We start from the raw sequence: 21,133 nt of genomic DNA, 5'->3' as shown, positions 1-21,133 counted from the left end.
TTGCGGCGATGCCCCTCACGCAGGATAGCGAGCACGAACCACACCATGACGCCCGATGACAAAGGCACTGTCATCGGGCGTCATGGTGTGGGTGGCCGCGACTGCGCAGACCAAGATTACCGCATTATCATCACATCAGGATGTCTTCATGGACTTGTTGCCGGTCGGGATGCGGAAGAAGGCGCAGTACGCCACCGGCAGCACCACCAGCGTCAGCAGGGTCGCCACGCCCAGCCCGAACACGATCACTACCGCCATGCTCGAGAAGAAGGCATCCGGGAACAGCGGTATCATGCCCAGCATGGTGGTGATGGCCGCCATCGACACCGGCCGCACACGACTGACGGCCGCCTGCACCACCGCCTGGAAGCGATCCTCCTGCTCATCGAGCTGCACGTTGATCTCCTCCACCAGCACGATGGCGTTCTTGAGCACCATACCGATCAGGCTCAAGGTGCCGAGCAGCGCCATGAAGGTGAACGGCGCGCCGAACACGATCAGGCCACTGACGATACCGATCAGCGTCAGCGGCACGATGGACCAGATGGCCAGCGCCTGACGCAGGTTGGAGAACAGCAGCACCGTGATCACGAACATGCCCAGCAGCCCCATCGGCAGCGAGGAGAACAGCGCCTCCTGAGCTTCGGATGAGGTTTCGTACTCGCCGCCCCACTCCAGGTGATAGCCCTCGGGCAGCTCGATGGCCTCGATCTTGGGACGGATACGCCCCAGCACGCTGGCGGCCGTTTCGCCGGACAGCGGCATCGGCTCGGCGTAGACCGCCAGCATGCGCTGACGATCGCGACGCTTGATCAGCGGGTCGCGCAGCTCGGTCTCGAGCGGACCCATCACCGAGCCCGCCGGTACGTAGGTCTCCTGCTCATCGCTCCAGACGTTGAGGCTCGCCAGGGTGTCGAGGTCGAAGCGCTGACGCTCTTCACCGCGCAGCAGGATCGGGATCAGCTCGGAGCCTTCGCGATAGACACCGACACTCTCGCCGTCGCTGTTGATCAGCAGCGCCTGATGCAGCGAGTCACGTGTCACTCCGACACGCCGCGCCTGATCATCCAGGAATTCGGGCTCGATGCGATTGACGCGATTGCGCCATGACAGACGAATGCTGTCGGCCAGCGGCTCCTCCTCGAAGACGCTACGCACCTTGCCCGCCAGCTGACGCAGCACAGCGGGGTCTTCGCCGTAGAGGCGCGCCTCGAGACTCGCCTTGGCCGAGGGGCCGACCTGCAACGCCTGCACCTTGTACTCGACTTCAGGATACTCGGCGCGCACCAGGCGTATCACCTCCTCCATGCGCGCTTCGCGACTGGCCCGGTCCCGGGTCTCGACGATCAGCTGCCCGAAACTGGCATAGCTGTCTTCCGGCGAGTAGGTCAGCGTGAAGCGCTGGGCGCCCCCGCCGGTGACGCTGGTGACATGATTGACCTTGTCCATCTTGAGCACCTGCTGCTCAAGGTCGGCGATGCGCGCTTCCGTCGCCAGCACATCGGTGCCTTCCGGCATCCAGACATCGACGAAGAACAGCGGGGTCGAGGCATCCGGGAAGAAGGCATTCTTGACCTGCCCGAAGCTCATCACGGCCGCCACCAGCAACGCCACCGCGCCCCCCAGGGTCAGCCAGCGCAGGCGAATCGCCCAGCTCAGCAGGCTGCGGAAACCACGGAAGATGACGCCACGATAGGGGTCTTCCTCCTGATTCTCGTCCGTGTCACTGCCTGCCGTCTCCCGCGCTTCGCGGAAGAACATGTCGAAGAAGAACGGTGTCAGCGTCAGGGCGGTGATCCAGCTCAACAGCAACGAGTAGCACAGCACCCAGAACAATGACCCGACGAACTCGCCGGTGGCATCCGGCGACAGACCGATGGGCGCGAAGGCGGTGATCGCGATCACCGTGGCCCCCAGCAGCGGCATGCGGTTCTGGTTGACGACCTCGAAGGCGGCCTGACGCTTGGTCTTGCCGCGCTTGAGGCCGATCAACATGCCCTCGGTGACCACGATGGCGTTATCCACCAGCATGCCCAGCGCGATGATCAAGGCCCCCAGCGAGATCTTCTGCAGCTCGATGCCATGAATCGACATCATCACGAAGGTGCCGAGAATGGTGATCAACAGCACCAGCCCCATCAGCACGCCGCTCTTGACGCCCATGAATACCAGCAGCACCAGAATCACGATGCCGACGGCCTCGGCCAGGTTGATCAAGAAGCCGGATACCGCCTCATCCACCACCTGGGGCTGGTGATAGACCGTGGTCAGCTCCATGCCCAGCGGCATGCGCGACTCAAGCTCGCCAAGACGCTTGTCGACCAGCGCACCGACCTCGACCACATTGACGCCAGAGGCGAACGAGATGCCCAGCGACAGCGCCGTCTCACCATCGGTGTGATAGAGACGCGACGGCGATTCGGTGTACTCGCGGCTGACCGAGGCGATATCGCCGAGACGAATCAGGCCACCATTGCCGGGACGCCCGACCACCAGACGCTCCAGGTCCTGCACGCTCTGGAACTCGCCACTTGGCTGCAGTTCCAGCGACAGGCCGTTCTGACGGATACGCCCGGCGTCGCCGACCACGTTCTGGGCATTGAGCAGGTTGGCGAGCTGATCCGGCGAGATGTTCAGCGCCTGCATACGATCACGATCCAGCGCGACGATGACCTGCTCGCTGCGCGCGCCGACGATGGAGACCTTCTTGACCCCCTCCACCAACGTCAGCTCGCGCTGCAGGAAGTCGGCCTGGTCCTCGAGGTCATGCGCCGAATAGCCCTTGCCGCTCAGGTTGTAGAGCAGCCCGAACACATCGCCGAAGTCGTCATTGACGATCGAGGAACCACTGCCGGGCGGCAGGCTCGACTGGGCGTCATTGATCTTGCGGCGCAGCAGATCCCAGTACTGCTGCATCTCGCCTTCGCGCACGCTGCTCTCGAGCTCCAGCGTGATCTGGGAAAGCCCGGAGCTGTTGACCGAGCTGACGCGCTTGAGATTGGGAATCTGCTGGATCGCCTTCTCCAGCGGCAGCGTGACTTCCTCTTCCACCTGCTTGGGCGTCGCGCCCGGATACTGGGTAATTACCACCGCATTGCGGATGGTGAACTCGGGAAATTCCAGCTGGCCGAGGCCAAAGAAGGAGGTCACGCCACCCACCGACAGCAGCAGCACGACCATCCAGCTGATGACCTTGTGTCTCAGGAAATAATCGACCATGGATCAGAGCCCCGCTTCCTTGACCCAGGGACGCACAGGCTCCCCGGCTTCCATGCGACTGGCGCCCGCCGTGACCAGACGGTCACCGGCACTCAGTTCTCCCGTGATCACCAGCCCTTCGCCGGTGGCCTGCAGTACCGTGACGGGCACGGCCTCGACGGTGCCTTGGGCGCCAGCTTCCTGCTGCTTGCCTTCGCTCTTGCCCTCATTCTTGCCGTCGTCTGAGCCGGTGTCCGTGGTGGCGTCATTGTTGATCGATGCGCTCGCCTGGGCGTCACCGTCCTTGGGCACATAGCGCCACACCACGGCCTGGTTCGGGCTTTCCTCCTGAGTGACCACCGCCTCGATCGGCACGCGCCACTGGCCCTGGGTCGCCGCCGTCAGCTGCTGCATGTCCAGCTCCACGGTGGCGCTCATGCCTGACAGCACGGTGATGTCCTGCGGCTCCGGCAGCGTCAGGGTGACTTCATAGCTCAGCGAGCCCTCGCTGGCGCTGGTGTCGTGCTCCTTGTAACGGGCCGGATAGCGCGACTCGCCACTGCCGAAGCGCACCCAGGCCAGGGCGGCATCCTCAAGGCGCCCGGCCTCGGCACGCTCACGATCGATGGCGCGCACCTGACGCTCCGGCATGTTGAAGATCACGTCGATCTGCCCCGGCTGCTGCAGCACGGCGATGGTTTCCTGGGCGGCGACCACCTGATAGTTGTCCACCGGCACGCGCGCGATCACCCCGTCATAGGGTGCCTTGAGATAGGTGTAGCTGAGCTGGTCCTGCGCCTGGGAATACTGGGCCTGCGCCGACTGGAATTCGGCCTGCGCCTCATCGAAGCGCGCCCGACTGATGGCGCCCTTCTCCACCGAGTACTTCATGCGCTTGTAGGTCGCCTGCGCCAGATTGAAGCTGGAGCGGGCATTGTTGAGCTCGCTTCTGGCATCGCGATCATCCAGACGCGCGATCAGCTCGCCCTTCTCGACCTCCTGACCGGCCTGGACCTCGAGTTCGCGCAGCTCACCGCCGATGCGGAACGACAGGTTGGAGCGCTCCGAGGCCTCGACCACACCGGGATAGCGCTGGATGACACCGCCGCCTTCATCCGACAGCGACAGCAACTTGACCGGATGCACCTTCTGCTTCTCCAGCGGCGCCTCTTCCTCGCTGCAGGCCGCAAGCCCGAGGGCCAGCACGAGTCCGGCGAACAGCTGAAGGACGCGGCCTCCCCGCCAGGCGAAAGGAGTACGCAGGTGTGGCTTGGCACCAGGTCGAAGTTTCATCAGCGGGCCCTTGAGTCGTTGGAATAAAATGGCACAAGCGAAAATCTGTCATCTGTCCGGCGTGCGCGCTTCGGGGCTAGTCGCCCTCACTGGCGAAGCGCGATCGCGTCCCAGGCCATCTCGAAGGCCTGGTCGAAGCTGGCATCACTGATGGCCGGCAACTGGCAACTGGAGCCCTGCAGCAGGCTGTAGATCGACCGGAACATGAACACCTCGATGAGGGCGAGATCGATCTGCTTGAGGATGCCGGTCTGCTGACCCAGTGCGAAGGCGTCCAGCAAGGGCGCGGCGCGCTCCTGATTGGCCACCCTCAGGGCGTCCTGCATATGGGAAGAGTGCAGAAACTGATCGTGAAAGAGGAACAACGCGGGCTGACGGCGCCCCAGCGCCACCAGGGCATTCCACACCCGACACAGTGCCGACTTGAGCTGCTGGGCGGCCGGCGACAGCGTTGACGGCTCGGCCTCAAACGCCTCTGCCGGCTCGGCCTGGAAGGCCTCGATGGCGACCGCGATGATACGCCGGCTGACCTCGCGAAAAGTTGCCTCCAGCAGGTCATCCTTGTCACGGTAGTAGAGATAGAGCGTGCCGGGCGACATGCCGGCGGCACGCGCGATGCGCGCCACGGAGGTCACGGCAAAACCATGCTCGGCCACCTCATGCAGCGTGGCTTCCAGCAACGCCTGCTGCTTGTGTTCATCACGATGGCGCATGGCCCGTCTGCCTCTGGTCTGTTTCGGTCAGTTCTAGTCTGATCTGGTCTTGAGCGAATCCCCACAAAATAAATGAACGTTCATTTATTTACAACCAGACATTGCGCGGCCGAGTGCATGCACGCGCCTTGGCCATGCAAATCAGCTCATGCAAATCAGCTTATGCAAATTATCTTATCTAGCAGATCAAGCCGTGACTGAGGGTCAGAAGCGTCAAATACAAGGCCAGTGAATGCCTGACTCGAAATGCCAGGCACGAAATGTCAGATACGGAATGCCAGACACAAATTGCCAGATACGGAATGCCAGACACGGAATGCCAGATACAGAATGTCAGAAACAAGAAAGCGCAGCTCATTGAGCTGCGCTTTCAAAGGCATCCACCTGAAATTGACTCGCGCCCGCGGCGCGCCTCAGCTCTCGGGATCGATGATCGCGATGATGTGGTCTTCCAGGTCCTGCTGGCGCACCGATACCTCGGAGACGGCAAAGCGTGACACCGAGACCCCGGCGCGCTTGACGCTCTTGGCATCGCCGGTCAACAGCGGGTGCCATTCTGGCAGCTCACGGCCTTCATTCAGGCGACGATAGCCGCAGGTTTCCGGCAGCCAGCGCAGCTTGCCCACCGTCTCGACATCCAGCGGGATGCAGCCCGGCACGCGCGTGGCGCGATTGGGATAATCGCGGCAGCTGACCTTGCGCACATCCAGCAGGCGACAGGCGACATCGAGTACCGCGATATCGCCACTGTCTTCATCCTCGAACTTGAGCAGGCAGCATTGGCCACAGCCATCGCACAGCGCCTCCCACTCGGCGGTATTCAGATCCGAGAGTGCGTGGCGCTCCCAGAAACGCTCACGCTTTCCGCCGTCAGGCTGCGGAACATCACTCATCTTGCTCTCCTCGCCCTGCCGGGCAGCAGGGTCGTTTCATCAGTACGGTCTTGTCTGCCGGACAGGGCGTCAGTAATGCGTTTCCGGCGGCGTCACGCCAATCTCCTTGAGGAGATTTTCCTTGGCCGGCGGCATCTGCAGATAGAAGCCCTGCTCGCGAATCTTCTCGAGCACCGTGGTGCTGGCAACGCGCGCCAGCGGCTTGTCGGCACGAATCAGCAGTGTCATCAAAGGTGTCGGCGTGCCGAAGATGCCCAGCAGGGATTCCGGCACATCCTTGAGTCCACGCGCCTTCTCGACGTAGAGATACATCTCGTCCTTCTTGGCGCTCTTGTAGATCTCGCAGATCATCTTGTCGTCTGTCATCGGGCTACCCATCATCTTGCAGCGCTTGCGCGCATCAGCGAGCTCTCGCGTCACGGGCATGACCCGAGAGCTCACTACCGGTTTCTGGCCTGTTCTGACCTGTATTGCTGGCAGGCCAGGCTGCGCGAGCCTCGCACATGCCCCTTGCAGTCTGGCCCACGAAAGCGGCGAGCGTCAGCTCTCGAGCGCCTTGGCCAGGCGCGCGGCCAGCAGCTCACCGCGCCAGCCCTGCGGCAAGGGCAGCGGCTCGCCCTCGTAATCGGCGATCACCAGCGCTTCCATGTCACGGCGCTTGCCGAGAATCTCAGGCTTGAGCTGCTGTGCCTCGGCCACCGCATTGACCTCACGCTTGAGGCGCTTCATGCAGTTCTTCCACTCCGGCGCCAACGGCGACGGCGGCACGCGCGGCAGCTGACTGTCATCGATCATCGCCACGTCCTTGAGCAGCGTCAGCACGGTGTCCCCGTGGCGCTTGATCTGCGGCGGATGCATGCCATCGACCTTGGCCAGCTCGAAGCGATTGGTCGGCAGTCGCTCGCAGATCCCGAACAGCTGCGCATCGGCCAGCAGGCGTGAACGCGGCACGTCGCGCAGACGAATCTGCTCCTCGCGCCAGTCACACAGCACCTGCCAGGCGGCCAGGCCACGCGGCGAGAGTTTCCACAGGCTGCGATGACGCTTCCAGTACTCCGGGTCCGGCGTGGCACCGCCGCTGCTGCCCGGGTCCCGGCAATCCTCTTCAAGCCACGCCATGCGGTCCAGCTCGAGCAACGCATCGCGCTGCTCGGACCACACCTGCGGCAGGAACAGCACGTCCAGCGCGGCGTAATCGCACTGCGCCTGACTCAAGGGACGCTTGAGCCAGTTGGAGCGCGTCTCTTCCTTGGGCACGGTGACGCCCACCACGCGCTCGACCAGACGCTGATAGCCCATCGAGGCTTCGCCGCCGGTCAGGCCTTCGGCGATCTGGGTGTCGATCAGCGGCGTCGGCGCCACGCCCGCCCAGCGCAGGAAGACTTCCATGTCCTCGCCACAGGCGTGCAGCAGCTTGAGCGGGCCCTCTGCCCCCAGCAGACGCTTGAGCGCCTCGCTGGCCGGCACCACGGTGGGGTCGATCAGGAAGATGCGCGGCGTCTTGCCGTCCGCACCGGGCAGCTCGCCGTCACGGGCGGCCATCAGCTGCACCAGTGCCGGAATCGGGAAGAAGGTCGACTCGCGGATGAATTCGGTGTCCAACGCCAGCCAATCGGCGCCTTCCAGTTCTGCACAGGCAGCGGCCAGCGCCTCGGGGGTCTCGACCCAGATGGCCTCGAAATCGAGTTCTGACAGCAGTGCGGTGGCGGGTTGATCACTCATCAGCAAGGAAATCTCGTGGTGACAGGCTTGCCCGGGCAAGCGGAAATTGAAGGTGACGGGCACTCGCCAGACACCGGGCGGTAAACGACCGCGGGCGTGGTGGTTCCTGACCACCACGCCCGCAGACGTGCTGCTGTAGTTGCTTTGCTACCGAAGCTGCTTTGCTACCGAAGCTGCCTTGAAGCCGAAGCTGCCTTGATGCCGGTGCCGAACAGCGTCGGCACCGGCATCGCATCAGACCTCGCCGAGGGTGAACGGCAGACGGCCGCTGAAGGCACGACTGAGCGTGCCGCCATCGACGTATTCAAGCTCGCCGCCCATCGGCACGCCATAGGCCAGACGCGTCAGCTTGAGCGGCTGCCCACCGTGCTGCACATCGCGAAGCTGCTCGGCGATGTAATGTGCGGTGGCCTCGCCCTCGACCGTCGGGTTGGTGGCCAGCACCAGCTCCTCGATCTGGCTCTCGCGGACGCGGGTTTCCAGCGCATCCAGTCCGATATCCTCGGGCCCGATGCCATCCAGCGGCGACAGATGGCCGTGCAGCACGAAGTAGCGCCCCACGTAGCCACCCGCACCCTCGATGGCGAGCTGGTCGGCGGGCGATTCCACCACGCACAGCACGCGCTCATCACGCCGCGGACTCAGACACAGCTGACAGACCTCTTCCTCGGTCAGCGTGCGGCAGCGCGCGCAATAGCCGACGCGCTCCAGCGCCTCGCCCAGCACGCCGACCAGACGGTCGGCGCCCATGCGATCACGCTCCAGCAGATGCAGCGCCATGCGCTGTGCCGTTCGCGGGCCAACGCCCGGCAGCACGCGCAAGGCATCCAGCAACTGATCTACCAGCGGCGAAAATCCCATCAGAACGGCATCTTGAAGCCGGCCGGAAGGTTCATGCCAGCAGTCGCCTCTTCCATCTGCTTCTTGGAATTGACTTCGACCTTGCGCACCGCGTCATTGACGGCGGCCGCCAGCAGATCTTCCAGCAGCTCCTTGTCTTCTTCCATCAGGCTCGGGTCGATCTCGACGCGCGCGACGTCATGACGACCGTTCATGGTGACCTTGACCATGCCCGCACCGGATTCGCCCTGGACTTCCGCCTTGGCGGCTTCTTCCTGGACCTTCTGCATGCGCTCCTGCATTTCCTGCGCCTGCTTCATGATGTTACCCATACCGCCTTTTCCACCGAACATGGCTCACCTCATCAATAACGTGTTGAACATGACCTAACGATAAATGCTGTCTGCCGGACGTGCCATGTCGTGGCACCTCCGGCCTGTGGTGTGCATGCCTTGTGGGCACACGCACCGCGAATCCGGGAAAGCGTCAGCGATGCCCGGCACCGCCGACACTCGGTCGAAACTGCCCAGAGCGTCAGAAATCGTCCGGCTCGAAGGAGTTGACGCTTTCCTCGATCAGACGCGCGCCCAGCTGTTGCTCCATGGACTGGATATGCGGGTCAGCACGCAAGGCTTCAACCGCGCGCACATGACGTTCACCCAGCAGACGAATGCGACGACTGTGCGGCGTTTCCAGACCTTCCGGCAGGGGCGCGACGCTGATCTCCAGCACACGCTCCACACCCTGGCCCGCCAGCGCCTTGCGAATGCGATCCTGATGGACTTCGGCCATCATCGCCGACTGGGCGGGGTCCAGCCTCAACTTGAGATGGGTGCCGTCATCGTGCTCGACCAGGCAATGCGCGCCGATATTGCGCGTGATGCCGCCCAACCCCAGTGAGGGGAACAGCTCCAGCCACGCGGCGTGATTCAAGCGACCATCGACACTCGGGGCGCTCGGCGCCGGCGTGGGAGCAGCCGCGGGTGCCGGCTCCGGTGCGGGAGCAGGCTCCGGCATCGGTTGCGCTGCCACGGCTGGCTCGTTTGCGACCGGCTTAGACACGACCGGCTCTGGCGCCGGCGATGCAGCGGGCTCGGGCTGTGCTGGCGCTGATGTTTCAGCTTCAGCGGCTTCCGGCGCTGCTGGTACGGCTTCAGCGGGCTGCGGCGCTGCCATTTCAGCGGGCTGCGGGGCCGATGACTCAGCAGCCTCTGGCTGTGCTGGCGCGGAACCGAAGGCGGCACTCAGGCGTGACATCGCCGAGCTTGGCGCAGCGGGCGCCTGTGCGGGAGCTGCCGTCTGTTCTGGCGCTGGCGCCGACACTGGCGCGGCCGCTGGCTGGGGCACGTCTTGCGCTACGTCGCGAAAGCCGGCATCCCGGGCGTCCTGCGGAACGTCCTCCGTCGCCCACGGTGGCGGCTCGTCGGCCATCGGCGGCTGTGCTTCGGTCGCTGGCGCGGCAGGCTGGGGCGCGGGCGCTTGCTGAGGCTGAACCGGGGCTTCTTGAACAGGAGCCTGCTGAACAGGAGCCTGCTGAGCCGAAGCTTGATGAACAGAAGCCTGCTGAACAGGCGCTTGCTGGACAGGCGCCGGGGCTTGAGCGCCAGGCGCGTTCGCACCCTCCGCCTGGCCGGTCATCGGCAGCGGCGTCTGCGCCGGGCGCGGCACGCCCTGCGGGCGGAAGGCCAGCATGCGCAGCAGCGTCATTTCCAGCGCGGTGCGCGCATCCGGGGCGTTGGCCATGTCGCCACGCCCCTGCAGGGCGATTTGGTAATAGAGCTGCACGTCTTCACCGGTGAAACGGCTGGCCAGCGCCAGCAGCGCATCACGGTCGCCATGCCCGTTGTCCAGTGCGCTCGGCACCATCTGGGCGATAGCCAGACGGTGGAAGACGGAGGCCATGTCGTCCAGCACCCCGCCGTAGTCCGGCCCCTGCTCGGCCAGTGTCGCGACCTCCGCCAGCAGACTCGCGGCGTCCAGCGAGGCCAGACACTCCAGCAGCGCCAGCACGTGGCGGTGATCCAACGTGCCGAGCATGGCGGCGACATCTTCGCGCCGCACCTGGCCATGGCCGAAGGCGATCGCCTGATCGGTCAGACTCATGGCGTCACGCATCGAGCCATCAGCGGCCTTGCCGAGCAGCCACAGCGCGTCTTCCTCGAAGCTGACTTCCTCGCGGGCGAGAATGTCGGACAGGTGTTCGACCACGCGCACCGGCGGCATGTTCTTGAGCGTGAACTGCAGGCAGCGCGACAGGATGGTAACCGGCAGCTTCTGCGGATCAGTGGTCGCGAGCAGGAACTTCACATGGGGCGGCGGCTCTTCCAGCGTCTTGAGCAGCGCATTGAAACTGTGGGTCGACAGCATGTGCACCTCATCGATGAGGTACACCTTGTAGCGGCCCTGGGTCGGCGCATACTGGACGTTGTCCAGCAGCTCACGCGTGTCCTCGACCTTGGTCCGCGAGGCGGCGTCGACTTCGATCAGGTCGACGAAGCGGCCCTCATCGATCTCGCGACAGGTGCCACATACGCCACACGGCCTGGAGCTGACGCCCTCTTCGCAGTTCAGGCACTTGGCCAGAATGCGCGCCAGCGTCGTCTTGCCGACACCGCGGGTCCCGGTGAACAGATAGGCATGGTGCAGGCGCCCCTGATCGAGGGCATTGACCAGCGCACGGCTGACATGCTCCTGACCGATCAGTTCGTGAAAATTGCGCGGGCGCCACTTGCGCGCCAATACCTGATAGCTCATTGAGCGGGGCATTCCTTGGGCGATCTGAAACATGAGCTGAAACCTGCACGACCCGGCTGGGCTTCACCCCCGACAGTCGACAGACGGAGACCGATGACGTGGCCTCGCTAAGAATGCGCTCATTCTAGCGACTTGCCGTGTGGCTTCAAAGCACGATGCTACTTGCGCAGCAGGATTGAGGGCGCGAGGCCGGATGACAGGCGTGGTGCTCGGCCTGAATTGCGGGCACGACGAAACGCCAAGCGGGACTCGGGTCAGGCAGGAGATGACAGCTTCAGACAGCGAGGGCGTGGCGAAAGGCTTCAGGTAGCGTGAAGCGAAGGTCTTGCGAGGGCTTGCGAGGGCTTGCAATGCAGGGGCTTGCGATGGAGCGTTGCGCAGCAGGCGGGATGATGCGGACATTTCACGAGCAGCCACTTTCAGGGCCCTGAAATGGAGGCGGCCCCATCAGCCACATCCCGGCACACGCGTCAGCCACTACCGTTGCTCCCTTCCGGGCCTGGCGGGGTTTGCAGCCTAGCATTGCGGGAGGACCGACAGGGCCACCACAAATATGATCATTCGGTGAACTACCGAGCCAATCGCTTGAACTTCAAGCACTTGGCGTGATCAAGGCGCACACTATAACAGCGCATCGCCGCCCTCACAAGGGGAGATCACGCCACGGGCTATTGCGTCGCCTCACGCGCTCGGCGATGGCGGAAATGACGCGCCATCACCGGCAGCAACAGCATCAGGACGATCAGGCGCAGAAGGTGATGAAAGGCGACGAAGATCGGGTCGAGATCGAGCGCCACCGCCAATAGCGCCATCTCGCCGATACCACCGGGCGCCAGGGCAAGAAAGGCCACGTCACGCGGCACGCCCATCAGCTGATGGATCAACTCGGCAAAGCAGCCCAGCACCGACAGCGAGATCAGGGTCGCCACGCCCGACTGACCCATCACCCCGACCAGTACCCGCGGCGTAAGGCCCTTGAAGCGTGCTCCGATGGCGCAGCCCAGCACCAGCTGCATGACATCGGTGCCCCACACCGGTGGCGAGAAACGCACCACGTCGCCAAGCGACAGCACCAGCGCCAGCAACAGCGGCGCCAGCAGCGAAGCATTGGGAATGCGCAGTCGCCTGGCCAGGGGCAGCAGAATCGGCAGCACCGCGATCAGCCACAGGCCGCTTACCGCCACATCGCTGCCGATGCCGGGCGTGCCCGCCGCGCCCTCCAGCACCCAATAGAGCGGCGGCAGAATCATGATCACCAGCAGCACCCGCAACGATTGCGCCACCGCGATGCGCTGCGGGTCGCCACCGATGCGCTCGCCGATCACCACCATCGCCGTCAGCGCGCCGGGCACCGAGGAGAACCACGCGCTGGTGGCGTCAAAACCACAGCGGCGATACCAGGCGGCGCAGGCCAGCGTCGAGGCCCACACCCCCGCCAGCAACAGCAACGCCGACAACCACCAGCTGGAAAGGTGCGAGACCAGCTCCGGCGAGACGCGCGCGCCCAGCGTCAGACCCAGTACGCCCAGAAACAGGTTGCGCAGCCGGTCCGGCACACCAAGCTTCAGCCCGGCCATCGCGCCCAGCAGGTTGGCGACCAGCGGCCCCAGCATCCACGCCAGCGGCATGCCGGTGAGCTGGAACAGCCAGCCACCCACCACGCCCAGCGCCAGCGAGGTCAGCAGCGGCCTGAGCGGCGCGTCAGCCCTGAGCGATGTGGCAGCCTTGAGCGACGTGACAGCCCTGAGCGACGTGACAGGCGTGAGCCAATGGGCTGGCGAGAGACGAGAGGCGCGCGCCTTGAGGCGCTGCAATAGTGGAACGGATGGCATGCTGGCTTCCTTGTCAGCGACACGAAACAGGCCACCAATGATACGCTGGCGCAAGCGCCATTGGCTGCCTGTTTGAGGCAATATTGCGCCTCCAAGCGGCCATTGCAGGTCGCAGACCGGCCCTGTGCCTGACTCTCATCACTCTTGTCGCGTACCTGACGCGCCTTGCGGAGCCCGGATGACTTCTCCCGACTCACTCCCCTCAGCACCTGACGCCTCAGCACCTGACGCCTCAGCGGCTGACGATTCAGCGACTGACGCCTCAGCGCATGGCCCAGCCACCGCACCGCCCCCGGCCCTGCTGCTGGTCGAGGACGACGCCCTGCTGTCCAGCACGCTATGCAGCGTCTTTTCCGCCGAGGGCCTTGCGGTCACCCACCTGGCCGACGGCGCCGCGGCGCTTGCCCGCCTGGCGGCCCACCACGATCACGGCTTCGCGCTGATCGTACTCGACCTCAACCTGCCCGGCGCTTCCGGGCTCGAGATTCTCGCCGCGCTGCGCCAGCACGACCGCCAGACACCGGTGCTGATTCTCACCGCGCGCGGCGCAATCGAAGATCGCGTGCGCGGGCTGGACCTGGGCGCCGATGACTATCTTGCCAAGCCCTTCGTGCTCGATGAGCTGGAAGCCCGCGTGCGCGCCCTGCTGCGCCGCCATGCCACTCTTCAGGCCAGTCAGCAGGCCACTCTTCAGGCCAGTCAGCAGCCGGCGCCCTCGTCTGGCATCGCCCCACGCCTGACCCTCGGCAGTTTGACCTTCGAGCCACTCAATGCACGCTTTCTGCTCGCCGATGCCCCGCTGGCGCTGCCGCCCCGCGAACAGCGCCTGCTGGGTTGCCTGATTCAGCATGCCGGCGAACCGGTGGACAAGGCGCGCCTGACCCGTGAGGCCTTCGGTGAGGAGGAAGCCGTGGGCGACAACGCCATCGAGGTCTATGTACACCGCCTGCGCAAGCGCCTGGAAGGCAGCGACGTCAATCTGCGCACCATCCGGGGCCTTGGCTATCTACTGGAACAGACCACGGACGGCAGCGCTTGAATTCCGCACCCTCACCGCGCCCACAGACAGAGGAAAAACGCAGCATCAGCCTCTATCGACGCCTGCTGAGCTGGCTGCTGCTGCCCCTGCTGGCGCTGGGCACGCTATTGCTGGTGCAGGCCTTCCTGTCGGCGCGTGAGGCAGCGGATCGCGCCTATGACCGACTGCTGGAGGCCTCGCTGGTCACCATCGCGGAGCAGGTCAAATGGCAGGATGGCCAGTTGTGGCTCGACCTGCCGCCCGCCGCCCTCGAGATGCTGGCCACCGACGCCCAGGAACGCGTCTTCTACAGCCTGGTGGATGCCGATGGCGAGCAGGTCACCGGCAATACCCACCTGCCGGATGCCAATCGCGCCGCCAATGGTCGCCTGGCCCCACAGGAATCGCTCGGACGCAGCGGCGAGCTGTCGTTTCGCGATATCGCCTGGCAGGGGCAGGCACTGCGGCTGGGCAGCCTCGATACCCGGCTGGGCGGCTGGGGCGATGACCCACGCCACGGCCAGCGCTACAGCATTCGCGTCGCCCATACCCGCGAGGGGCGAGACACCCTGACGCGTGAGCTGTTCAGTGGCTCGCTGGTGCGTCTGGCGGGCATGGCCACGCTGGCACTGCTGGTGGTGCTGATCGGCGTACGGCTGGCGCTGTCGCCGCTGACCCGCCTGCGCCGCGCCATTCGCGAACGCGACTCGCGCAGCCTGGCGCCGCTCAACCTGCCCCTGCCGCGCGAGCTCGAGGAACTCAAGCACACCATCAATGACCTGCTGGCGCGCATGCGCCGCGTGCGCGCCAACCAGGAGCGCTTCATCGGTGATGCCTCGCACCAGCTGCGCACCCCGCTGGCGGGACTCTCCGCGCACGCCGAGCTGGCACTGCGCCAGCAGGATCCCAGCGCCTGGCATGCCGCGCTGGGCCAGATGCAGGCCACCGCCAGCCATACCGCCCATCTGGCCAATCAACTGCTGTCGCTGACACGCCTCAACAACCCGGAAGTGCAGCCGCCGCGCGTGCCGCTGGAGCTCTCGGCGCTGGCGCGCGCCACCGTCAGCCGCCTGTTCCTGCGCTGTGATCGCGCCGGCGTGGACCTCGGCCTCGAAATCGCCCCGGATATCGATGGCGCCGCCTGGACGCTGGGCGTCGAGTGGCAGCTCGAGGAGGCACTGGCCAATCTGATCGACAATGCCTGCAAGCACGGCGCGCGCACCGTCACACTCACCCTGAGCCGGATGGCGGCGCCGAGCGAGGCCACGTTCACGCAACCGGACAGTGCCGCACTGGCGGGCCGCTGGCGGCTGAGTGTCGAGGATGACGGCCCTGGCATCGACGCCGAGCGGCGCCTACTGGTGCTGCGCCCCTTCCACCGCAACGCCCAGCCCGACAGTCATGATCAGGCGCCGGCGCAGCAGCCCGATGAGCTCAAGCATCACGAAGGCGCCGGACTGGGGCTGGCGATCGTCGATGGCATCGCGCGACATCACGATGCGCGCCTGACACTCAGCGACGCGACAGCACGCAGCATGACGCAGGCTGCTGACTCTGCATCCCGCGCAGCCGAGACAGGCGCGTCCTGCGGGCTACGCGTCAGCCTGCATCTGGCGCCCTGCGCAGCGCCTGAGGTGAGAGCGGATGGGGATGATGAATCAGCACAGGCCGGCAAGCCTGCGAAGACAGGAGGCACAGCATGCTAGCGAGACGACCGCCAACCGGGCAGCAGCGCCCTGACCATCACGGTCATGACAATCACCGCCCGGGCAGACAGCGATCTGGACGGCTGACGGCCTGCCTCGTGCTGGCCGTGCTTCTGAGCCCCGTCAGTCAGGCCGCAACCCAGGCGGCGACCCAGTCAGCGTTTGACCCGCTGCTCGAAGAGCATCAATCGCTGTGGTTGCAGGGCGGCCAGCCAGTCACGCCGCCCGCGCCTGACAGTGCTGCCAGCCTCGCGGCCGATCTGACCATTCACGCCGCACTGGACCTGCCCGAGATTCGCCCGCTGCTGCTGCGTTACAGCCGCCAGCATCCTGAGCGAGTGCTGCACTACGTCAATCGCTCCGCCCTCGGGCTTGAAGCACAGTACCTGCAGGCGCCGCTGACACCGCAGGCCGATCTGATGATCTCCTCCGCCATGGGGCTACAGTACCGACTCGCCAATCAGGGTCATGCTCTGGCACTCGAGGCCCCCAACCTGACCGCCTGGCCGGCCAACTCACGCTGGCGCAATGAGCTGTATGCGATGAGCTTCGAGCCGATCGTGATGGTGGCACGACGCGATGCGCTCAAGCGTCTGGCGGACCTCGACGGCCTGCGCAATCCCCGCGATGTGCTGCGCAGCCATCGCGACTTCTGGCACCTGCTCGAGACGCGCCGCGAGCAGCTGCGCGGCCGCATCATCAGCTACGACCCGCGCCGCAGCGGCTCCGGCTTTACCTATGCCGTGTCCGATGCCCGTCAATCGCCGCGCTACTGGACGCTGGTGCGCGCCATGGGTCAGGCCGATGCCAGACTGGTCAGCACCACCGGCGCCATGCTCGAGGCACTGGCCAGCAGCGAGGTGGACATCGCCTACAACCTGGTCGGCCCCTACGCGGTGACCTTTGCCCGCGCCCATCCGGAGCTGGTGGTGATCGTGCCGGAAGACTACGTGCTGATTCAGCGCCGGCTGGCCTTCGTCCCCCAGCAGGCACCTCATCCCGAGGCCGGTGAAGCCTTTCTCGACTGGTGGCTGAGTCTGCAAGGCCAGCAGGCGGTGGCCAGCGACAGCCAGCTGGGCGCACTGCACCCCGAGGTGCGTGGCGAGGGCAGCGCTCAGCACATGCGCGAGCAACTGGGCGATGCGCTACGCCCGATCGAGATCGGCCCTGGCCTGTTGGCGACACTCGATCGCCTCAAGCAGGCCAGCTTCCTGAGCCGCTGGGTACTGGAATTCGAGGCCCCTGCTCCCTTTGCCGGTGAGGCGAGCCAAGGTCAGGGCCAGAGTCAGATCCCGTCAGCCACGCAGCCCGAATTGAACCAATGATGCGTGGCGTCAGGCCTGGCTAGCCCCTCCCCTTTTACGGCTCGACCTGTACAAGTCGCCTTTGCAGGGCGCACTGGATACAGAACCGAGCCCATCACGCACAAGGCGCCCCTCGGGGCGCCTTGTGCGTGATGCCATGCGGCATTCAATGAGATGAGCGAGTGGGTTCAGCGTCAGCGACCACCGGCATCTCCGCCGCCGTCACCGCCATCGGCGTCCGGTGCGGCCTCGCGCAGCCCGGCGTCCTCACGGCCTGCCAGACCCTCGGCGGGCTTGCGACGCGCGATCAGCGCACCACCTTCCCGGTGCTCGCTGCTCTGATACTCCGTGCTTTCCGCCTCGCTGCTTTCCGGTGAGCCGCTGGCGGGGCGCAACGACTCCGCCGAGGCGCTGCGCTGCTCGACGAGGCGCTCGGTGCCATCGTCGCGATGCAGCCAGACATCCATCTGCTGGAAGGCGACCTTGAGGCCATGCTCACGGAAGCGTGCATCCACCCAGCGGTTGATCTCATCGGTGGCGTAGAGGCGATCGGTCAGGTCATTGACGTAGATGCGCAGCTCGAAACCGAAGTTGTCCTGGTTGTAGGTCAGGCAGAACACCAGCGGCTCCGGGTCCTTGAGCACCCGCCTGTTTTCCTGGGCGGCCTGCATCAGCAGACGATGCGCCAGATCCAGATCACTGCCATGGGCGACACCGAAATTGAGCACCACCCGCGTGACGTTGTCCGACAGCGACCAGTTGATCAGCTGGTCGGTGACGAACACCTTGTTGGGGATGATGATCTCCTTGCGATCGAAGTCCGTCACCGTGGTGGCGCGGATCCGGATGCGGTTGACCGTGCCATGCAGGTTGCCGATGGTGATGGTGTCGCCGATGCGCACCGGGCGCTCGAACAGGATGATCAGGCCCGAGATGAAGTTGGCGAAGATCTCCTGCAGGCCGAAGCCCAGCCCGACACTCAACGCCGCCACCAGCCACTGCAGCTTGTCCCAGCTGACGCCCATGCTGCCCAATGTCATCACGAAGCCGGTGGCCATGATCACGTAGGACAGCAGCGAGGTGATCGCATAGCTGGAGCCCTGCTTGAGCTCGAGCCGCGACAGAATCGAGACCTCCAGCAGGCCCGGCAGGTTGCGCGCCATCATCACCGCCACGGCGAGGGTGATCATGCCCGCGATCAAGTCCGCCAGCGAGATGGGCGTCGCCGAATCGCCCTCGACGGAAGCGGCGATTTCCCACACCACCACGCTGTCGAGATAGCTGAGCACATTGAGCAGATCGGCCCACACCACATAGAAGATCGACAGGAAGCTGATGACCAGGATCAGCTTCGAGAGACGCAGTGACTGGGAGTTGACCTGCTCCATGTCCAGCGGCGGCTCTTCCACCACCTCGACACCGCCTTCGGCGCCCTCCTGCACCTGGGCGCGGCGACGCGCCACGGCGCGACGATAGGCCAGACGCCGCGCGGCGACTGCCAGCCCGCGCACCACGGTGGCCTCCACCAGAATCCAGGCCCCGAACAGGAAGATGGTGGTGATGAAGCGGCCACACAGGCGCAGCGCGGTGTACTCGTAACCGAGGCAGATCAGCACGCCCAGCGCCACCGGTACCAGCGCCATCGCAAGGCCCAGAATCAGTCGAAACAGCTTCAGGCCGAAAAAGGGGACGTGGGCCAGAATCAGCCGCGACAGACAGAAGCTCATCGCCATCAGGCCCACGAACAGAATGGCCAGCCCCAGCGGACGCTCGAGCAGATTGAGGTCCGCCTCGCTGATGATGTTGGTGGTCAGCACCACCGGCAGCAGCGCGAAGCCCAGCCACCAGATATGACGGCGCAGCTCCGCCACGTAGTTGGCCGGCCACTGGAAGTGACGCTCGGCGACGCCGTCCTTGACCAGCAGGCGGCGGAAGATGGCGAAGATGCCCCACGCCAGCGACAGCTTCAACAGTGCCTGGCCCAGCGCCCACAGCATGATGCCCTCGCCCAGCGACAGCACGCCGCCAATCAAGGCCAGCGCCAGCGCACCGGGGATGGCCAGCAGGACGTTGAGCAGAATGGCGCGCGGCGTATGCAGCTGGGTGTCCTGCTTCAGGCGCCCTATCTGGGCGTGCAGGTCCGCCAGGCGCGCACGGATGCGCGAACGCTTCCAGGTGATGAAGATCAGCAGCAGCAAGCCTGGCAGCGCCACCCACAGGTCACTGAGCTGAAAGCCCTTGGACAGCCCCGCCACCACGCCACGCCAGACGTTGGGCCTGAGCTCCTCGGCAAGCATTTCCGGGGTGCGCGACAGCCAGTCGAGATCCAGCGGCTTGCCGTTGGCGACCCAGAACAGCTGCTCCTCGATGGTCTGGCGCAGACGCCCTGACACTTCCAGCAGCTGCTGCTGGTTGAGCTGCAGGTCGATGGCGCGTGCCAGCAGGTTGTCGTATTCCTTGTCGAGCTTGTCGACCAGCTCCTTGCGCGCCTCCAGCTGACCGATCAACGCCTGACGCAGCTCGGCGCTGATCTGGCTGACATCGGCATTGCCGCCGGGGCGTTCCAGCGCCGCGGCCTCGCCCAGCACGTAGGAATTGAGATAGCCCGGAATATCGGCGAGCTGCTCGCGCACCTTGTTGAGTTCGAACTGCTTGAGGCGCAGGTCGGCGATCTCTTCCTTCAAGTCCTTGCGCACATCGACCTGCGGCAGGCGACTCTGCTGCTCACGCAGGATACGCGCCAGCAGGACGCTGCCCTTGATGGCCTCGATCTGCTCGCTCATGGTGCGCTCGACCTGGGTGACGCGATCAAGCTGGGTGCGCACCTCCAGCCCATCGCGAATCACGGCGTTGACGCGATCGGTGATCGCCAGCAGCTGGCTGCTGAGCTCGCGGTTGCGGTTGAGCACCTGCTGGAAGATGGGGTTGTCGGCCAGCGCGGCATTCTCGCCACTGGTGGCATCGGCGATGGTCTGCTCGGACTGGTTACGGCGCTTGTCGTTGACCAGCGTCTGGACCTGCTCCAGGTCCTGCTCCAGATTGGCGATCTGGCGGCTGTAGAGGGTCTTGCGCACCTGGGCCAACTCACGCAGCAGGGAGCTTGAATTGAGCTCTGAATGGCTCAGATCGCCACGCGTCTCGGCCAATGCCAGACGCGCCTCGATCAGGGCACGCCCGGTGCCGGACAGGTCGGCATCGCCGCTGCCACCCAGCTGGGTCTGCAGGCGCTGCACTTGCTGCTGTGCATCAGCCAGGGTCGAGCGCGAACGCTCCGGCAGGCTCTGGGCATTGATCAGGCGCCGATTGGTATCGGCCAGCTTGTCCTGCAGGTTCTGCAGCGAGTCGAGAATCGAGGTCATGCGCTTGTCCAGCGCCTCGACCGACTCGCCTGCAAGCGACGCGATGCTGGGCGGGGTGTAGTCCTGAGGCAGGCGCGCCAGCTCGGCCTGCGCCTTCGCCAACTCCGCCGGTGCCTCCTTGACCTCACTCTTGAGGGAATTCAGGCTGCTGGTGGCCTCGGCGAGGTCGTCGAGCACCGTCAGGGTATCCTTGAGGTCCGCGACGCGCTGACGGGTGTCGGCATCCGGCTTCTCGACGCTCTGCAGGTCTTCAAGCTGAGTCTGGACATCAGCACGCTTCGGGGCGTCCGCACTGGCCGTGGCCGGCACCCAGGCCAGCAGCACCATCAGCAGCAATGCACCTGCCAACATCATCAGTCTCAAGGACTTGTTACCTGTCACAGCTGTCTCCTCAATGGTCACCACCGCGCTTCTTCATCGGCTCTACTGCCCCGCCTGGCCGCTGTCAGCCATGCAGGATGGCATCGTGTCAGGCCGCAAGCGCAGGCAAGGGCCGCATTG

The 21,133-nt window shown here is 65.1% G+C and carries 14 protein-coding genes and 1 other RNA gene; 3 read left to right on the top strand and 12 right to left on the bottom strand.

Features of this window, described 5'->3' with window-relative positions:
- Window positions 1-135: 135 nt before the first annotated feature.
- The 11 genes from ACJJV2_RS03210 to ACJJV2_RS03160 form a co-directional block, all read right to left on the bottom strand.
- Entirely contained in the window at window positions 136-3,219 is a 3,084-nt protein-coding gene (locus ACJJV2_RS03210; protein WP_279839577.1) for an efflux RND transporter permease subunit, read from the bottom strand.
- Window positions 3,220-3,222: 3 nt separating this feature from the next.
- Window positions 3,223-4,491, bottom strand: coding sequence for an efflux RND transporter periplasmic adaptor subunit (locus ACJJV2_RS03205; protein WP_405278238.1), 1,269 nt, complete (start codon window positions 4,489-4,491; stop codon window positions 3,223-3,225).
- Window positions 4,492-4,577: 86 nt separating this feature from the next.
- On the bottom strand, window positions 4,578-5,204 hold the full coding sequence (locus tag ACJJV2_RS03200; protein WP_216061267.1) for a TetR/AcrR family transcriptional regulator: 627 nt from the start codon (window positions 5,202-5,204) through the stop codon (window positions 4,578-4,580).
- Between the two features lie 413 nt (window positions 5,205-5,617).
- A complete protein-coding gene (locus ACJJV2_RS03195; RefSeq protein ID WP_405278236.1) occupies window positions 5,618-6,097 on the bottom strand; it encodes a YcgN family cysteine cluster protein in 480 nt (159 codons plus the stop codon).
- 69 nt (window positions 6,098-6,166) lie between these two features.
- A complete protein-coding gene (locus tag ACJJV2_RS03190) occupies window positions 6,167-6,523 on the bottom strand; it encodes a YcgL domain-containing protein (protein ID WP_284726682.1) in 357 nt (118 codons plus the stop codon).
- Window positions 6,524-6,637: 114 nt separating this feature from the next.
- A complete protein-coding gene (gene rnd, locus ACJJV2_RS03185; protein ID WP_405278233.1) occupies window positions 6,638-7,819 on the bottom strand; it encodes a ribonuclease D in 1,182 nt (393 codons plus the stop codon).
- 234 nt (window positions 7,820-8,053) lie between these two features.
- A complete protein-coding gene (gene recR / locus ACJJV2_RS03180) occupies window positions 8,054-8,680 on the bottom strand; it encodes a recombination mediator RecR (protein ID WP_405278231.1) in 627 nt (208 codons plus the stop codon).
- Window positions 8,680-9,012, bottom strand: coding sequence for a YbaB/EbfC family nucleoid-associated protein (locus ACJJV2_RS03175; protein ID WP_043333871.1), 333 nt, complete (start codon window positions 9,010-9,012; stop codon window positions 8,680-8,682). The genes recR and ACJJV2_RS03175 overlap by 1 nt, the downstream gene beginning before the upstream one ends.
- A 181-nt stretch (window positions 9,013-9,193) precedes the next feature.
- Window positions 9,194-11,413: a DNA polymerase III subunit gamma/tau gene (gene dnaX, locus ACJJV2_RS03170; RefSeq protein ID WP_405278229.1), complete on the bottom strand. Its 2,220-nt coding sequence runs from the start codon at window positions 11,411-11,413 to the stop codon at window positions 9,194-9,196.
- Window positions 11,414-11,855: 442 nt separating this feature from the next.
- Window positions 11,856-11,952, bottom strand: an RNA gene (gene ffs / locus ACJJV2_RS03165) — signal recognition particle sRNA small type.
- Window positions 11,953-12,081: 129 nt separating this feature from the next.
- Window positions 12,082-13,245 (bottom strand): AbrB family transcriptional regulator, encoded by a 1,164-nt coding sequence (locus ACJJV2_RS03160; RefSeq protein WP_405278227.1) that lies wholly within the window; start codon window positions 13,243-13,245, stop codon window positions 12,082-12,084.
- 178 nt (window positions 13,246-13,423) lie between these two features.
- Here ACJJV2_RS03160 and ACJJV2_RS03155 point away from each other — a divergent pair, with 178 nt between their 5' ends.
- The 3 genes from ACJJV2_RS03155 (at window position 13,424) to ACJJV2_RS03145 (ending at window position 17,294) form a co-directional block, all read left to right on the top strand.
- On the top strand, window positions 13,424-14,284 hold the full coding sequence (locus ACJJV2_RS03155; RefSeq protein ID WP_405278225.1) for a response regulator: 861 nt from the start codon (window positions 13,424-13,426) through the stop codon (window positions 14,282-14,284).
- Window positions 14,281-15,969: a sensor histidine kinase gene (locus ACJJV2_RS03150; protein ID WP_405278223.1), complete on the top strand. Its 1,689-nt coding sequence runs from the start codon at window positions 14,281-14,283 to the stop codon at window positions 15,967-15,969. Before ACJJV2_RS03155 ends, ACJJV2_RS03150 begins: the two co-directional genes overlap by 4 nt.
- 98 nt (window positions 15,970-16,067) lie before the next feature.
- Window positions 16,068-17,294, top strand: a complete 1,227-nt coding sequence (locus tag ACJJV2_RS03145; RefSeq protein ID WP_405278221.1) for an ABC transporter substrate-binding protein — start codon at window positions 16,068-16,070, stop codon at window positions 17,292-17,294.
- A 173-nt stretch (window positions 17,295-17,467) separates the two neighbouring features.
- Here the strand turns inward: ACJJV2_RS03145 and mscK are convergent, their stop codons facing one another.
- Window positions 17,468-20,983, bottom strand: coding sequence for a mechanosensitive channel MscK (gene mscK / locus ACJJV2_RS03140; RefSeq protein ID WP_405278219.1), 3,516 nt, complete (start codon window positions 20,981-20,983; stop codon window positions 17,468-17,470).
- Between the last annotated feature and the right edge of the window lie 150 nt (window positions 20,984-21,133).

Source organism: Cobetia sp. Ld8, assembly GCF_045066615.1.
Lineage (GTDB): Bacteria > Pseudomonadota > Gammaproteobacteria > Pseudomonadales > Halomonadaceae > Cobetia > Cobetia amphilecti.
This window is presented reverse-complemented; position numbering and strand designations above follow the sequence as displayed.